Annotated in this window: 18 protein-coding genes; 7 read left to right on the forward strand and 11 right to left on the reverse strand. The window is 52.7% G+C overall.

Annotation, left to right across the window (positions count from 1 at the left end; translation table 11 throughout):
• Window positions 1–19: 19 nt before the first annotated feature.
• Window positions 20–751, forward strand: coding sequence for a C40 family peptidase (locus DYU11_RS15520; protein ID WP_119668606.1), 732 nt, complete (start codon window positions 20–22; stop codon window positions 749–751).
• Here the strand turns inward: DYU11_RS15520 and DYU11_RS15525 are convergent, their stop codons facing one another.
• From DYU11_RS15525 to DYU11_RS15540, 4 genes are all read right to left on the reverse strand, one after another.
• Complete coding sequence (locus DYU11_RS15525; RefSeq protein ID WP_229365858.1) at window positions 752–1399, reverse strand: methyltransferase domain-containing protein; 648 nt, start codon at window positions 1397–1399, stop codon at window positions 752–754.
• 66 nt (window positions 1400–1465) lie between these two features.
• A complete protein-coding gene (locus tag DYU11_RS33230; RefSeq protein WP_158600293.1) occupies window positions 1466–1702 on the reverse strand; it encodes a hypothetical protein in 237 nt (78 codons plus the stop codon).
• Window positions 1703–1889: 187 nt separating this feature from the next.
• A complete protein-coding gene (locus tag DYU11_RS15535; protein ID WP_119668609.1) occupies window positions 1890–2303 on the reverse strand; it encodes a hypothetical protein in 414 nt (137 codons plus the stop codon).
• Between the two features lie 201 nt (window positions 2304–2504).
• Window positions 2505–4154, reverse strand: coding sequence for a carboxylesterase/lipase family protein (locus DYU11_RS15540; protein ID WP_119668610.1), 1650 nt, complete (start codon window positions 4152–4154; stop codon window positions 2505–2507).
• Window positions 4155–4310: 156 nt separating this feature from the next.
• Between DYU11_RS15540 and DYU11_RS15545 the strand changes: the two genes are divergently transcribed.
• Entirely contained in the window at window positions 4311–5042 is a 732-nt protein-coding gene (locus DYU11_RS15545) for an NUDIX hydrolase (protein ID WP_119668611.1), read from the forward strand.
• A 39-nt stretch (window positions 5043–5081) separates the two neighbouring features.
• Here DYU11_RS15545 and DYU11_RS15550 read toward each other — a convergent pair whose 3' ends face one another.
• Window positions 5082–5564, reverse strand: a complete 483-nt coding sequence (locus DYU11_RS15550; protein WP_119668612.1) for a hypothetical protein — start codon at window positions 5562–5564, stop codon at window positions 5082–5084.
• A 189-nt stretch (window positions 5565–5753) separates the two neighbouring features.
• On the opposite strand from DYU11_RS15550, the gene DYU11_RS15555 reads away from it, so the two are divergent.
• Complete coding sequence (locus tag DYU11_RS15555) at window positions 5754–5972, forward strand: hypothetical protein (RefSeq protein ID WP_147367946.1); 219 nt, start codon at window positions 5754–5756, stop codon at window positions 5970–5972.
• An 8-nt stretch (window positions 5973–5980) separates the two neighbouring features.
• Here DYU11_RS15555 and DYU11_RS15560 read toward each other — a convergent pair whose 3' ends face one another.
• Window positions 5981–6937, reverse strand: coding sequence for a sugar phosphate isomerase/epimerase family protein (locus tag DYU11_RS15560; RefSeq protein WP_119668614.1), 957 nt, complete (start codon window positions 6935–6937; stop codon window positions 5981–5983).
• A 167-nt stretch (window positions 6938–7104) separates the two neighbouring features.
• On the opposite strand from DYU11_RS15560, the gene DYU11_RS15565 reads away from it, so the two are divergent.
• Window positions 7105–7701, forward strand: coding sequence for a hypothetical protein (locus DYU11_RS15565; protein ID WP_119668615.1), 597 nt, complete (start codon window positions 7105–7107; stop codon window positions 7699–7701).
• A 105-nt stretch (window positions 7702–7806) separates the two neighbouring features.
• Here the strand turns inward: DYU11_RS15565 and DYU11_RS15570 are convergent, their stop codons facing one another.
• Window positions 7807–8211 carry a DUF3244 domain-containing protein gene (locus tag DYU11_RS15570; protein ID WP_119668616.1) on the reverse strand — a complete coding sequence of 135 codons (405 nt, stop codon included), beginning with the start codon at window positions 8209–8211 and terminating at the stop codon, window positions 7807–7809.
• A gap of 471 nt (window positions 8212–8682) precedes the next feature.
• On the opposite strand from DYU11_RS15570, the gene DYU11_RS15575 reads away from it, so the two are divergent.
• Window positions 8683–9693: a ScyD/ScyE family protein gene (locus DYU11_RS15575; RefSeq protein WP_119668617.1), complete on the forward strand. Its 1011-nt coding sequence runs from the start codon at window positions 8683–8685 to the stop codon at window positions 9691–9693.
• Window positions 9694–9798: 105 nt separating this feature from the next.
• Here DYU11_RS15575 and DYU11_RS15580 read toward each other — a convergent pair whose 3' ends face one another.
• Window positions 9799–10209: a T9SS type A sorting domain-containing protein gene (locus DYU11_RS15580; protein ID WP_119668618.1), complete on the reverse strand. Its 411-nt coding sequence runs from the start codon at window positions 10207–10209 to the stop codon at window positions 9799–9801.
• 366 nt (window positions 10210–10575) lie between these two features.
• Between DYU11_RS15580 and DYU11_RS15585 the strand changes: the two genes are divergently transcribed.
• The gene (locus DYU11_RS15585) at window positions 10576–11694 is read left to right on the forward strand and encodes a WG repeat-containing protein (protein WP_119668619.1); all 1119 of its coding nucleotides are present in this window, start codon (window positions 10576–10578) and stop codon (window positions 11692–11694) included.
• A 56-nt stretch (window positions 11695–11750) separates the two neighbouring features.
• Here DYU11_RS15585 and DYU11_RS15590 read toward each other — a convergent pair whose 3' ends face one another.
• Window positions 11751–12152, reverse strand: coding sequence for a hypothetical protein (locus tag DYU11_RS15590; RefSeq protein ID WP_119668620.1), 402 nt, complete (start codon window positions 12150–12152; stop codon window positions 11751–11753).
• Window positions 12153–12214: 62 nt separating this feature from the next.
• A complete protein-coding gene (locus DYU11_RS15595; RefSeq protein ID WP_119668621.1) occupies window positions 12215–12763 on the reverse strand; it encodes a nuclear transport factor 2 family protein in 549 nt (182 codons plus the stop codon).
• A 158-nt stretch (window positions 12764–12921) separates the two neighbouring features.
• On the opposite strand from DYU11_RS15595, the gene DYU11_RS15600 reads away from it, so the two are divergent.
• On the forward strand, window positions 12922–13938 hold the full coding sequence (locus tag DYU11_RS15600) for an AraC family transcriptional regulator (RefSeq protein WP_119668622.1): 1017 nt from the start codon (window positions 12922–12924) through the stop codon (window positions 13936–13938).
• Window positions 13939–14141: 203 nt separating this feature from the next.
• Here DYU11_RS15600 and DYU11_RS15605 read toward each other — a convergent pair whose 3' ends face one another.
• Window positions 14142–15113: a helix-turn-helix domain-containing protein gene (locus DYU11_RS15605; RefSeq protein WP_229365859.1), complete on the reverse strand. Its 972-nt coding sequence runs from the start codon at window positions 15111–15113 to the stop codon at window positions 14142–14144.
• Window positions 15114–15160: the final 47 nt, after the last annotated feature.

Genomic DNA, 15160 nt, shown 5'->3' on the forward strand with positions numbered 1-15160 from the left:
AAGGGGGCGTTCTGTCCGCATGAAGCGACTCCTTTGCCTGCTGTTGTGGCTGGTGGCAACCAACGCCCCGGCGCAACCAACCGGACAATCGTTCTACCAGCGCTACAAAGCTGTTCTGACGCAGCGGTTTGGTCAGGTTGCCACCGAAGCCGAACTTCAGTCGTTGCTGAAGCACATTATTGATCGCAACCACCTCGAAGTCGATCACAACCACTACTTCCGGCCGGCCACGGCTCCGCTGGCGTATCTGGTGGCTGGCCAGCGGGCGGGTGCCAACATCAGCCGGATCAAAGCGACACTTGTGTATCCACTGCTGCGGTTTGTGCTGCCGCTGGTTACGCCCCGCCCCGCCGTTACGGAACGTAGCGCCCTCGGCGAACGCATGGCCGCCCAGTCGTATCGGTACCTCGGCGTTCCCTACGGTGCTCCGGCTTACAACCGCCGAACGGGTCAGGGTACGCTGGATTGCTCCGGACTGGTTCGCTACGTGTTCGAAGACGTTGGGGCCAGCTGGCGGGGAGGTAATTCTGTAGCCGATCTGGTCAACAGCCCGGACTTTCGGCCGGTAACCGGTGCGCCACAGGCGGGTGACCTGTTGGTACGAAAACACCGGAACGGCAAGTGGTCGCACGTGGGTATTTACGTTGGTGGTCAGCAGCTTGTTGAAGCGCCCTACAGCGGTACCGTCGTGCGGACGACTCCCTACAAACCCCAGAAGTGGCAGCGTGTGCTCCGCTACGTCGGGCGCTGATCAGAACGTGAGCGGCTGGTGGGTCCGGTACCCAACCACGGCATACAACGGATCGCTGTATGAACCCTTCGGGCTGCGGTCGAGCGACTGAATGCCCTCAAAACGCCCGGCTAACTGGTAATAGCTTTCAACCAGTTGCGCATGGCCCCGGTCGTCGAGCGATTGCCAGATTGCTATGGCTTTGGTGGGAAACATCCGGTTAGAAAAAACGGTCAGAAACGGAGCGCCGGGGCGAAGCACACGGCCCACCTCCGCGAAAACATCGACCGGTTGGGTCAGGTACTGCACCGATACGGTCAGGATGCAGCCATCGAAGGACGCATCGTCGAACGGCAGGCGACTGGTTTTGTTCAGGTTCTGAACGACGTAGTCCGTCAACTGCGGATTTTCGCGCATTTCCAGCTCGTTCATGCCCAGACCGACCACGCGCCGGTACGGTACGTCGGAGGGCAGATGGCTCCGCCAGCTACTCATTAAATCCAGTACGTCGCTGTCGGCGGGCAGAAACTCGCGGTAAAGCCGGGTAGTGGCGGCAATGGCAGCTTCATCAATATGGACAACCAGGCGAGGATAGTCGTAGAAGCGCTCGTCGTCGCTCTCGTCCATCCGCCGAAAATACTGTTCAGGAAATGATTGGTTCTGGTTCATAGCCGGCTGCGTTGAGCTTGTTGTACACCGACAACCCACCGTGCAACCGAACTGTTGGGGCAGACATCAGGAAATCCAGTTCCGTTTTCTGGTCGAATCGGCCGGTTGGTTGCCGCCTTTGCTGGGCTGCGTCCTGTACCGGGGAGTTATCTCGAAATAATACTTCGGGCCAGGCATGCGGATGGAGCGCCCGCTGTCTTTGTAGATGGGCATGTTGTCGTGTGGATGCGTCAGTTTCTGAACAGTATCCTGCGGCATGGGGGCCGTCCAGTTAAGCATGGCGGAGAGTAATAACAGGTTCATGGTCAGACAGATTTATGTCGCAATAACGCATATTACACTAAACTGTTACGCTTTCCGAGCGCTTTGCCGAAAATTAAAAATCTGTTGTAACACTAAATCACTTTGGACTACATATTATAAGAACTTTTGTGCTGTAAGATTAATTGTTTGTCTGGGCGAAGTGGAGGTGAATTGCAATATACTAGGGTTAAAAAAAGATTGCTTTTATGGCACTCAGAATACCCGCCCACCAACTGGCCTTTTCTACTGTTGACGGCTGGTTTGATGGTGTAAGTATTTGATTGGCATCACTGCCATTCATCACATTCTGATTAAATGTATTTTGGTTGCCTGATACGTAAAAATTGATCCCATGTGTTGGCTCCTTATCTTGAATCTCGAACCATTTTTGAAAACTTCCTAGTCGTTTTGCATTGTATCCTTTTTCTGTGAGCGTGTAAGAGAATTTTGCTGTTTTTTCAATTAATCCAAAGGCTTTTAGTTGGTCGAGTGCTTCGCTAACGCCTGGTCGAACCATGTTGTCTTTGTGTGTATAGAAGCGGCCTTCTTTTTGAATTTCGGCGAAAATAAATTCCATGCCAAGTTGGTCGATTTGATTCATTGTCTGACTGATATGGTTTGATTATTATCAACAGTAAAATAGCGAAAAAAACCGAGACATTTAGCACTTATCAAGCTACCTTGGTTTTACGTATATCAATTCCATATTTTTTCTGTCAGGAGTACATTAATAAATTTAATACATACAAAAGCCCCGACTACTGGTAAGTCGGGGCCGTTCTGCAGGTTAGAAAAGTGAGTGTTAATCCATTTTTGCGTTCTGCTGGTCCAGGAACAGGTAACGGTCGCGGTGCTGTTCTTTCTCGACCTGCGAGTTCACGTCGATGCGCATGTACTGAACCGGGGTAACCTTCCCGGCAACTGGCCAGTTGGGCAGGCCAGGACCGTTCGGATTGCCGGTTTTGATGAAGTTGGCGAAGTAATTCTGCATCAACTCCGATACTTTGTAATCCTCGGGTGTCCAGGCGTATACCTTGTTGGTCGCCAGGTTGCCCATCGCGTACTCAATCTCAGCCGAATGAACGGCACCCTTGGCCGGGGGCATTTTGATCGCGTTCGGGTCGTTGTTCCGCACCACACCACCCGCCAGGCCAGCCGATGCGTTGCCCATTTCGGGTACCATGGCCGGGCGCGGCCGGGCGTAGAAGTACCGGTAAACTGGCTTGCCTCCGCCCGTCTGGCTGTGCATATCCGCCCATTTCCACGTGCTGAAGCCAATAAAGCGGTCGCCGGCCAGGTCGGTGGCCACCTGCTGTACGTCCGCGTCGGTAGCGGGGGCATACAACTTCAGCACTTCATCGGCCTGCTCGCCATACAGCTTCCGAACGGCCTTTTCATAATTTTCTTTGGTCGGCTCTTCCTGACCGAGTACGGCGCGGTAGGTCATTTCTTCCGAATTCCAGCCAACCATCAGCGGCACCTTGGCCTGTTCGCCGGCCGTAAAAATCTGCGTGGCGGGTTTCGGCAGGAAATAGCCGTCAATGGTCGTCGAAAACCAGGATACACCGGGTTTCGCCGTAGCTTCGAGTACCTGCTCAGCCGAAATGGCCCGAAGTTCGGCCAGTGACTTAGCGCCCAGTGCCTCCGCAAATTTTACCCCCATCTCCTCGGCTTTGCTCAGTGGTGTTGGCGACAGCGTGCCCATCAGCGAACCGCTTTCACCAATGGCTCCGGCAATCAGGTTTTTCGACAGGGGAGACGCCATCTGCGCGCTCACCGATATCGATCCGGCCGATTCGCCGGCGATGGTCACTTTGTTCGGGTCGCCACCAAAGGCCGCAATGTTTTCTTTTACCCAGCGCAGGGCCGCGTTCTGGTCGAGCAAACCGTAGTTGCCCGACGCCTTGTGCGGAGATTCTTTGGTCAGTTCGGGGTGGGCCATAAAGCCGAACGGGCCGAGCCGGTAGTTCACCGTAAGGGCCACGATGCCTTTGCGGGCCATGCTTTCCCCGTCGTAGCGCGGTTCGGACCCGTCGCCGGCCACAAAGCCACCCCCGTAAAAATAAACCAGCACCGGCAGGCGGTCATTGGTCGATTTGGCCGGGGTCCATACGTTCAGATACAGGCAATCTTCGCCCATGCCGTTCGAGCGGAAGTTCATGTCGCCGAAAAGGGAGCGCTGCATGGCGCGTGGACCAAACTTGTCGGCTTTGCGAACGCCCTGCCAGTTCTGAACGGGCTGGGGTTCTTTCCAGCGCAGATCCCCAACCGGCGGCTGCGCGAACGGAATGCCTTTGAAGGCGTAAACGCCACTCCCTTCCTTCACACCTTCCAGGACGCCATTGGCGGTACGTACCTGGCTGGAAAAACCGGCTTTCCCGGACTGGGCAACGGCTATCAGGCCGGCCTGAACCGTTAAAAGTGAAGCAATTAAAAAAGTTTTCATGCGCATACGTTTTAGGTGATGAATATTTTTTCAGACCAGTTACTGGCCTAACTGGTCTGAAAAGCAGTCGGATTTTTCTATTGTAACATTTTGTTACAATAATAAGCGATTGAGATGAGATTGCCAATTTTTTATGTTACTTGCCGGCCTAGTTCAAAAAGTATGAGTCATCAATCGCCGGACGCGATCGGGCCGGATGGAGCGGGGTATTTGCCGGGGCTGGCACTGGATGCGGTTATTTTCGGTTTTCACGAGAACCAGTTGCGTATTCTCCTGCTGGAGTACCGCAACACGGGGCTGTTTGCACTGCCTGGGGGATTCATTCGTGAGCATGAAGACCTGAATGCTGCGGCCCGGCGGATGCTGGCCGAACGAACGGGGTTAAGCGATATCTATCTGGAGCAATTTTACGTATTCGGCGATCAGGCCCGGTACGACCCGGAGCCGATGCGATCGATCATGAGGGCCAATGGCCTGACCCCCACCGACAACCACTGGCTATTGCGCCGGTTTGTATCGGTGGGTTACTACGCCCTCGTTGACTTTACGAAAGCCGTGCCACGGCCCGATGCGCTGTCGGACTCCTGCGACTGGTATGATCTGAACCGGTTGCCTGCGCTCATGCAGGACCACCAGGCTATTGTGCAGAAAGCCCTGGAGACCCTGCGCATCAATCTGGACCGGAAGCTGGTCGAGTGGGCGGCTTCGTTGCTGCCCGATACGTTTACTATGGCCGAGCTGCAGAGCTTATACGAGACTATTTTGAATGAGAAGCTTCACCGCTCCGGGTTTCAGCGTAAAATGCTGAGCCTGGGCGTACTGGAACGAATTGATAAGAAGTACACCGGTGGCGCGCACAAAGCCCCGTACGTCTACCGATTCGTTGCTGGATGAGTAGCCGGTACGTGTAAACCAAGCCGCCCACGTTTTCACTTAAATTCCTAAACTGATCATGAGGCTGTCGGAGTTGACATAACCAAAACTCCCGCGAATTTTGCCGTCGTTATACAGATTAATCAGGCTTTTACCGTAGTTATTAATCTGGGTTTTACCTGTACTGCGGACGCTGGTCTTGTAGGTGGCTTCATAGACGCTGCGCAGGCCGGGGATACGTAGGTTATCTCTTTCGACACTGGTGGGCGTAACGGTAGCCTCAAACTGATCGGTGATTTGAATCTGCGGATCGTTGATTTTGACGGTCACCAAAAGGGTGTTGTTCGTTTTACGGCGAAGCTCAACCGTGGAGTTGGTACCAGGCCCACTGTTGGAAACGCCCGTTGTTAGGTTTACAATCAGGTAACTGGCTCCGAACTGGCCGGTCAGCGGAGAGGTCAGATCAGGCCCTACCTCCTTTTCCCGACAGGCTCCCAAACAGAAGGTTAGCATAAAGACGAGTACGATAGATCGGTTTTTCATTGTGAGTACGGATAAAGGTTGGATTTTTTCGGATTATCGGGTATCTTAACGAAACAGGATAATTCCTTAAATCTAATTACTCGATCGGTTAGCTGCAAGTGTAACTGCGCTACGGGTATCGACGGCAAACACCCCGAATACATGGAACAGGTCACGTTTGCCAACGTAGTCACAAGTAATCATCAACACATGAGAAACTCACAACAAAATTCACGGTCCGGGGCCAGTCAGGCCAGCACCGTGAGCCCGAACACGGAGGGCGACGACTATAGTCAGAACACCAAATCGCGTCGGCCGGGCAGCACCGGTACGGCACCCGGCGGAGCCAAGCCGGAATCGCAGGAAACCACTGAGCACACGGCCGGTGGCACTACGTCCGATCGGCCCCGTCGGATCGATAATCAGTAGGGATTTCGCTAAACGCCCTGCGTAACCGCCTTCATCTTGGCCAGGCCCGACTGCGCGACCTGCAGCGGGTCCTGGGCATAGTAGTTCTTGTTAAATACTTCCAGCGACAGGATGATGGGCCGGTCCGGGTTCCGGATGGTCTGCAGAATCTGCCGGATCGGCGCGACGCCGTCGCCGGTGTAGACCCGGTCTGCGTCGGTGATGTTAGCGGCCGGTAGATTAGCCGGATAATCGTTTACGTGAAATATTTCGATGGCCGGTTTGCCAACCAGCGGCAGGCTGTCGAGACTGCTGCCCCCTTTGAAGAGATGGTACACGTCCAGCAGCAGCCGCGCTGACGGATGACCGCTTTCAACGGCAACGTACATGACGTCGCTCAGGCGATTCAGGTTGCGGGAAAAGCCCCAGAGTTCCAGATGGGGCGTAACACCCGTTTGCGTACCGATGTCCAGAACGGCCCGGTACCGTTCAGCCGCTTTACGAAGGTCGATGAGCGGGCTGTTGGGCGTTTGAGCCCCAACGGGTGGGGCCGCTACCCGTTTGCAGCCGACCTGAGCCAGTATGTCCATCTCCCGCTTCATCTGCTCAAGCCCCTTGGCACGGTCCGCGTCATTATCAATGATCCAGGGCGCAAACCCAATGGCATTTTCGACGGTAATGCCCAGGTCGCCGATTTGTTTGCGGGCATCGGCGGGGGTCTTGCCCTCTTTCAGGTAATTCAGCAACGTATCGACCCAGATTTCGACCGAGCGAAACCCGGCTTTGGAAGCGGTTTCGAGTTCCTTTACGAAGCCCAGTTTGTGGCCCCGGATGGTACTCATGTTCAGGCAGTGGGTAAACGCTGCGGTTTTAGCGGGCTGCGGAGCGGTTGAGTTAGCTGATGCGGTTGTTGGCAGGAGCGCAGCACCAGCCGCTGTACCCAGTGTAGTGACTAATTGACGGCGGGTCAGTATGGAATCAGACATGTTAATTGCGGGTATGAACCGTTAAATACGGATTGTTTATAAAAGATTGCGACAACCGTTTCTACCTATGATCTTTGCCAATCTGACCGAACGGAACAATAAAACAGACAAAGTTGCTCGTTTTGAGTTAGGTAACTGGCCTTATTCTGTTTTACAATCACCACGTTATGATTACTACACGCTCTGTCCTGCGCATTACGCTGCTCTGTTTTCTGGTGTCGATGAACGCCTGCATCCCGGATTTGTTCGTTTCAGAGCCGGAATGGGTCGTTGTTGAAGCCGGCGACCATGAACCCCTGCCCAAACGGAAGACGGGGGTATTGATTGAGCCAACGGAACTGTCGGCTACGGTCACCTTCGACAGTACGTGCATCTACGACGTCGGTTCGGTTGACGAACAGGACTGGAACAAAGTGATTGGTCTGGGCTTTGTCGGGTCAAAAGATCAGGATCTCGGTGCGGCACCGCATCAGATCGACGGCGTACGGGTAGGCTGGCGGTGGAATCCGCAACGGCAGCGGATCGATCTCGGTGCGTATGCTTACGTGGAAGGCAAACGAACTGATTTTAAAATTGCCGAAGCCAAAATCAACGAACCGACCCGGCTGGTCATCAAGGTCGACTACAGCCGGAAGTTGTATCAGGTACTGGGCGGGACGCCTATTCCGTTCACCCACGATAAGAAGTTTGCCTACAAAACAGGGCTTTATTTTGGGGGTAGTCAACCGGCTCCTCACCGTATCCGGGTCAAAATCGTTTATTAACACGTTCGGTGTTAGCGTCCACGAAAAAAGCCACTCCTCAAAGAGAAGTGGCTTTCTGCAACACGTTTTCTAACCTATACAGTCTTTTCGCGGGCGGCAGTCTGCCTATTCCATCGTAATCGTACGTGAGGGTTTTGTGCCGGGCGTTTCAATGTTCAGCTGTCGCCGGATGCTGCCATCGTTTGACTTGATTTCCAGTTCATACAGACCATCTTCGAGGTCGCTGACGTTGAAGCGGATGGCCGCTTTTTCTTCTTTCTTACCGATCGTGTGCGTGTAGAGAACGTCCTGGTGCTTGTTGCGCAGGATAACCTGTACCGGCTGCGCAGCTACTTTCTGAACGGCCAGGTGAATTTTGTTCTCTTTGTTCACGTACACGGTGGCGTCGAACGACATCGGTTTTTTGGGTTCGGTCGGCTCGGCAGTTAAGGTTGCTGAGCCAATGAGGACCGCGGCAATCAGGCTTTTAGCACCAGCTAATGCGCTGGTTTGGAAGAGAAGGTTGAACATGGCTTTTATGATGTTTTTAGTTGTTTACTGTTCTCCCTTTATATGCCAACAAGCATGCCAATAGCTATTTATACTAGTTAACTAATTGATTATAAGATATTTATCTTGGAGTAAGTCCTCGAAAAATGTACGGAAACGGACAGGCGGTGTTCGTTTCTGAACAAACCGGTGCCAAATCGCACGAATTCGGACAAAACGAAGAAAACAGGCGGTGAATAATCCAAAAAAATCAGCCTTAAATATGGATGCTGGAGGGGCGTGTAAGCAGGGCTGTGCTTCCCGACCGACGGTTTGTAACGAGCTGATTGTTAATAAATCTTAAAATTAAACGGGCTGAAAATACCTTCGAGTGAATTTATTGACCGTTTACTACATAAGCTACCAGCTAGGGAGACTTCTTTATCTAACTTTCACGGCCGTAAATCAGCGGCCTCATTCATAATAAACCTCCCTACTATCATCACATTTCGTATGCGTACCAACTTACTCAACATCGGCACGTTGCTAACGTGTCTGTTCGTATTCGGCTGTCAGGACCACCGTGAACTGGGTGATCCCAGCCAACTGCAAGTCCAGGAAGTAGCCTCAAATCTGGCGGCTCCGCTCGGCGTGGCAACCGATCCCCAGGGGCGGTTGTGGGTAACTGAAGTGGCTGCGGGTAAAGTAACACTGATCATGCCGGATGGTCAGAAATATCCAGTCGTTACCGGTTTCAACGTAGCGGTAAGCCCCGAGAACACACCCGATGGGCTCAACCACCTGGTTTACAAGGATGGCATGCTCTATATCCTGCACGGTGTCGATGAAAAAATGTACAAACTCAACGTGTCGTCGTTCAAACCGGGCGATCAGCCGCTCATGGCCTCGCAACTGGACAGCGAACCGATCGGTCAGTTCGTGCTCGACTATAACTTTGGGGCCGCCGACACGCAGGACTCGAATCTGTATAACCTGATATTCGGTCCGGATGGCGACCTGTACATCGCCGATGCCGGTGCCAATGCTATTATCAAGCGAAGCAAAACCGGTCAGTTGAGCGTGTTCGCAACCGTACCGGGGATTCCCAATCCCACGATGCCGATGGTAGGGCCGCCGTTTGTTCAGTCGGTGCCGACCGGTATCGTATTCGACGGTCAGAAATTCCTGGTAACAACGCTGCTGGGCTTCCCATTCCCCGCCGACAAAGCCCGGATCTACCAGATCGATCTGGCGGGTAACGTATCGCTCTATCAGGACGGATTCACCAGCCTGGTTGATATTGCCCTCGGCGCTAACCAGCGGCCTATCGTGCTGCAGGTAGCCCAGTTCGGGGCGATGGGACCGATGCCCAATACGGGTCGGCTGCTTCAGTCGAAAAACGGCCAGATCAACGGGTTGTTGCAGGGGCTGAATCTGCCCACGTCTGTCGAGGCAGCAACGGCCGCCAATACGTATTACATCAGCAGCTTGGCCAACGGAACCATTCAGCGGGTGACGTACTGATTGGTCTGCTGACTCAGCCCTACGGGCACAAAAAAGCCACTTCATTGAGTTGAAGTGGCTTTTTTATGAGGCATTCGTTAACCCCTACTGTAATGGCTTTGTTGTTTACTGCATTGTAATCAGGCGCGGCTGCTCAAGGGTGACAGTATTTGTTTGCAGGCTAACCTGTTTACGAATACTGCCATCGCTTGAACTGATTTCTAATTCGTACGCACCGTCCTGGAGTTCGCTCATGTCAAACTTCACCGAGAACTTGTTTTGCTTTTTGCCCAGCCGCTGTGTAAAGAGAACCTGGTTGTTCTGGTTGCGGAGAACAACAGTAACCGGTTCGGCTACCACTTTCTCTACCGACAGTTGAATCTTGTTCTCTTTGTTCACGTAAGCACTGGCACCGAATGAAGCTGGCTTTTTCGGTTCGGCCGGTTCTGTGGTCAGGGTTGACGCGCTGAGCAATACGGCACCGAGGATACTTTTGGCACCGACTAAGGCGCTGGCTTGTAAAAGGAAGTTGAACATGGCTGTTTAAGATTTTGGTTGTTTACTGTTTGATCTTACTATGCCAACAAGTGTGCCAAAGCTGTTAACTTGCTGATTGTCAATGATTGTGTTTTGTCGTGCCAAATTTAGTTTGTACGGAAACGGACAACGCACGTTCATTTGCGAACAGTAGTGTGCGAAATCGTACGTTTGTCCGCACCGGGTATCCATATAGCCCGGACGATCGAGGCCATGAATGACTGGTATGCATACAATTCGGGTGAAATCTCTCTTACCGTTTGTACAAAACCTGGGCCTCAGTAGCGGACGAGACAACTGTACTATTTTTATTTGCTGCTAATAACCAGCTCGTTATACGCTGTTCACTACCCAGACAACAACCTAATGAAAATTCTTTACGTCATTGGGGCCATCGGGCTTCTATGGATGCTCCGTTACGCGTGGACGTTTGTTCGGCAGCGGACGGACACCGGGCAGGCGCTATCAGCCGACGAACAGCCGATCATCCCGGCCGACGCGCTTTTTCCAGTTCCGGTTAAGGACAAGTGGGGGTACATCAACGGCCGCAAACACCTCGTAATCCCGCCTATGTATACCAGCGCGGCTGATTTTTACGACAACCGGGCGGTGGTGCAGCAAGTCGTTCAAACACCTGGTTATTCCCGCACGTACAGCGTTATTGACTCTGCCGGAAACGTGATTACCGATCAGCCGTATGACCGCATTCTGGATTACAGCGAAGGGCTTGCGGCCGTGCGGAAAAATGACATGTGGGGCTTCATCGATAAGCAGGGTAAGCTGGTGATTCCCTGCCAGTACGAGGATGCAGGCTACTTCTCCGAAGGGTTGGCGTGCGTGAAGCGCAATGGCAAAAACGGCTTTGTCGACAAGCTGGGAAACCTGGTCATTAAGCCGCAGTTCGAGCGACTTTGCTACGTGTCCGCTTTTAAGGAAGGGCTCGCGGCCGTGTACCTGACGCATGACGATGGCCCGTCGGGCTACATTGATCGTACCGGAACATTTGCGTTTCCGCCCGAATTTTCATTTGTCGAGCCGTTTACAGACGGGTTGGCTTTGGTCAGGTCGCTGAAAACCGGTTTCATGGGCTTTATTAACCGCAAAGGCGAATGGGTTGTACCCCCAACAAACTACGAAGATGCTCATTCGTTTAGGGAAGGCCTGGCTACGGTCGCGACGTTAAGCGCCGACCGAAAACGCTGGCAGTGGAGCGTCATTGACAAGACCGGAAAAACCGTTGCCAACGTACCGCAGTACCGCTCAGCGGGTGTTTTTGCGAATGGCCTGTGTGCCGTACAAAACGAAGAAAGTCGTAAATGGGGCTTCATCGACAAACAGGGTCGGGAAGTGATTCCGACCAGGTATACCGGCATTACGTCTATTTTTCGGAATGGCCTGGCCCGGATGGAAACGGGCAGCCTGTTTGGTGGACTGGAAACGGTTTACATCACACCAAAAGGAACGGTGTTCTGGCATGGAAAATAACAGAGTCATTCGAACAAGAATGACTCTGTTATTTTCCATGTAAACTTAATGTATGCTTATGAAACCATCGTTGGTTTCCCGGCTTGGCTGTAAGCTCGCAGGCTTCTTACCTGAACGATGATGAGGGCTAATACGGCAGCCGTGTCGACGGCAATCAATTCCATGCCGGCAGCTGATATAGTCGGGTCTTCCAGCCGAATAATGAAGTAGGCTAGCAGCAGGGTGTTTAACGCAATAATCAGTTGCACCAGGCCTTTCCTGACAGTAGGCTTCCAGGCTGTATAAGCTGCCAGACCAGATAAAATCAGCAATTCAATTCCGAAGATGACGCCTTGCCCATCTGTCATGTCGTTTATGGGAGCAAACGTATCATTTAGGAAGAAGGCTGCCAGAGCGCCTATTTCAGCGAAGGCTACATTCGCCCATAAGGCTTTGCGTAAGGTGTTTGAGGAATTCATAGTGTCAGGTTTATTAGTTAGGAGTTATTTTTATCTGTGATTTTGATTCGTTGAGCCATCAATTACTTACCCCAGAATTCATCTTCCTGAGCCACGTTTTCCGAGTAAATCATGGCTTCGACAATTTTGCCGTCCTCGACTGTGTACACATCAATGTTGTCGACATCCAGCACACCGCCACCCGGCTGCACGGCTTTCCAGTGAATCAGGCAGGCTACCTTGTTGCCGTTGATGGTCAATTGTTTGATGTCGGTTAGTTGTAACGTATTAGCCGATGCCTCGTACATGCCACCGACCATCTGGAAGACTTCCATGTTTGACTGTTTAGCGCCGGAGAAGCGGTTGCTGCCGGGCTGATTCCAACGGATGTTTGGGTGAATCAACGCGCCCAGGGTGGCTTGGTCGCCTTTCTGAACGGCGGTTAAAAATGTTTTGACGGTTTGTGCGGCTTGGTTTTCCATGTTGTTTGGTTTTGCTTGATGTATGGTTGTTGGCTTGGTTGCTGATAAGGCAGTCGCACTGACGGTTTGTGCCTGGCTTTGGCTGCTGAGCGTGAGTGACAAGGCTATGGTCACGACTGCGACAGGATAGATGGTTTGTTGCGTTTTCATGGCATTTAAGGGGCTGATTACTCTGTGTTTGATGATGTGACAAAGGTATTCTGGCCGCTGTGCCTGTTTCTTACCCGTTTACGCCAATCATTTACCACTTTACGCCAGCCCCTGGTGCAGCCGACGTATTCGGACTACCTTGCTCAAAAAATAAGGTCATGGAAGCGTATCAGCTACAATTTGTCTACAGTTTGCTGGCCTATGCGGTGCAGAAAGACGTATCACCCGAGCGGTTGTGTAAACTGTCGGGGCTGAATTGGGAAGTAATCAGGCGGAGAGATACCGTGGCGATTACGCCCAAGCAGGTCAATGACCTCTGGATGAATGCCAGTCACCTGAGTAATGATCCGCTGTTGGGGCTTCATTTAGGTGAGTCGATGCAATTGGCTGCTTTGGGTATTGTCGGCCAGATTGTTCAGAACAGCCGGACGGTTGGCGAAGCCTTGACGCAGGCCGCCGAGTTTCTGCATCTGGTTACCGACTTATTTGGCATGGCTGTCAAACAGGGTGATGAGTGCTTTACGGTTCGTTTTTTCCCGGATACAGACAAAGCGCAGGCATATCCGGTTGTGTTTCGCCACATGATCGACTTATCGCTGGCCTTTGTTATGCACGAGGTAGATGGCCTGGTGTTAGACCGAATCAAGCCCCAGCGAGTCGTGTTGCCTTACGGTTCGATTGAGCGCCCTGAATATGAGCGAATACTACGTTGTAAACCGATTGAGAAGGCTGATGAATACGCTCTGGTGTTCGACGATCGCTACTGGAAAGAGCCCATCGTAACGGCTAACTACGAACTGCAAAGCGTATTGCTGCAAAAGGCCAGCGCCGTACGCGACGCTATTGACGATCGCCAGCCGCTGAAAGAACGTATCTGCACGTATCTGTTAGCCAACGCGTATCTGGGCATTCCGACGCTGGAAGGCATAGCTGCCAACTTTAACACCAGCGCCCGTAGTCTGCAGCGAAAGCTTCAGGAAGAAGGGGTTACGTATCAGCAATTGGCCGACTCGATCCGCAAATCGTTGGCAGTGCATTATCTGGAATCGGGTAAGTACCCGGTTAAGGAAGTGTCCTATATCCTTGGCTATAATGAGTTGAGCGCCTTTACGCGGGCGTTTAAACGTTGGACCGGTACGACGCCGGTGAGTTATTTGAAGGCTGGACCTGGCTGACGTTTAACCCGCGCACCCTGCAAAGAGTCAGAATTGTAGGAAAAATTGCCGGGCCATTAATTCGCGCCGGGTCTGCTCACCCGCCATGGTTACCATAACCAAGCGTTTGCTCCAGCCACCGCGTCCCGCAATTGGGGTTCCTGCGGGTTGGTCGTCGTGTACGTTCAGACCGGTACGTAATTGCCTGTCGCCTTTCGGTGCCGCTACTGCATGAACATTCGGAATTCGGCAGGCGTCAACCCCGTTTTTTTCTTGAACAAACGACTAAAATAGTGCGGGTACTCAAATCCTAACTGATAGGCCGTTTCATTAACTGACAATGAGGTGGCCATCAGCAGTCGCTTGGCTTTTTCGATCAGGGCGTTATGGATGTGCTGCTGCGTATTCTGACCGGTTTGCGATCGGAGCATATCACTTAAGTAAGCCGGTGATACGTTCAGATCATTAGCCAGCGACTGCACGGTGGGCAGCGGATGCTCCCCTTGCTGGGCAAAGTAACCCGTCAGTCGGGCCTCAAAGCGAGTCAGCAGGGAGTCCTCCTCCCGGTTCACTTCGGCGGTACGCCGGGTCAGGAATTGACGGTGGTAGAACCGGTCGGCATACGTAAGCAGCAAATCAATCTGAGCCACCAGTACGTCCTGGCTAAAGGCGTCGACCGGTCGTTCCGCTTCTGCCTGGATGGTGCTTATCAGCTGGTTCAGAGTGACTTCTTCGGCCGCTGACAGGTGTAAAGCCTCATTCGTGTCATAGGAAAAGAAACCATACCGGGTTATTTTCTGGCCCAGTGGGTATTTTGCCAGCAGGTCAGGATGAACCAGCAATGTCCAGCCCGTTAGGTTCGTAAATATTTCGCTTACTTCATCGGCATTGGCTACGTTGGCCAGCCAGCAACCCTGACCGGGTGCCAGAAAGCTCATGACCCCCTCATTGAAATCATATGCCTGGTGGCCGTACCGGATTGCTGCCCTGCCCAGGCCTTGTTTGAGGGAAACCATATAGAACTGCTGCACAACCGGGGCCAGCATGGTCGCAGGGATCGCTTCGACCGGCTGCCGGTGCAGAGAACCTAAGTCAAGCACGGTAAGCAACGGGTGAAGGGGGGCCGGCAGATCGTAAAACCGGGTGTACTCGGTTACGGTGTCCAGCACCTTAACTGGAACAGGTTTTGTTTTCATAGTGCTATAACCCATTCGTTCGCAGGAACGATAAAGATACATCCGTT

The sequence above is a fragment of the Fibrisoma montanum genome, from assembly GCF_003583365.1.
Taxonomy (GTDB): Bacteria; Bacteroidota; Bacteroidia; order Cytophagales; family Spirosomataceae; genus Fibrisoma; species Fibrisoma montanum.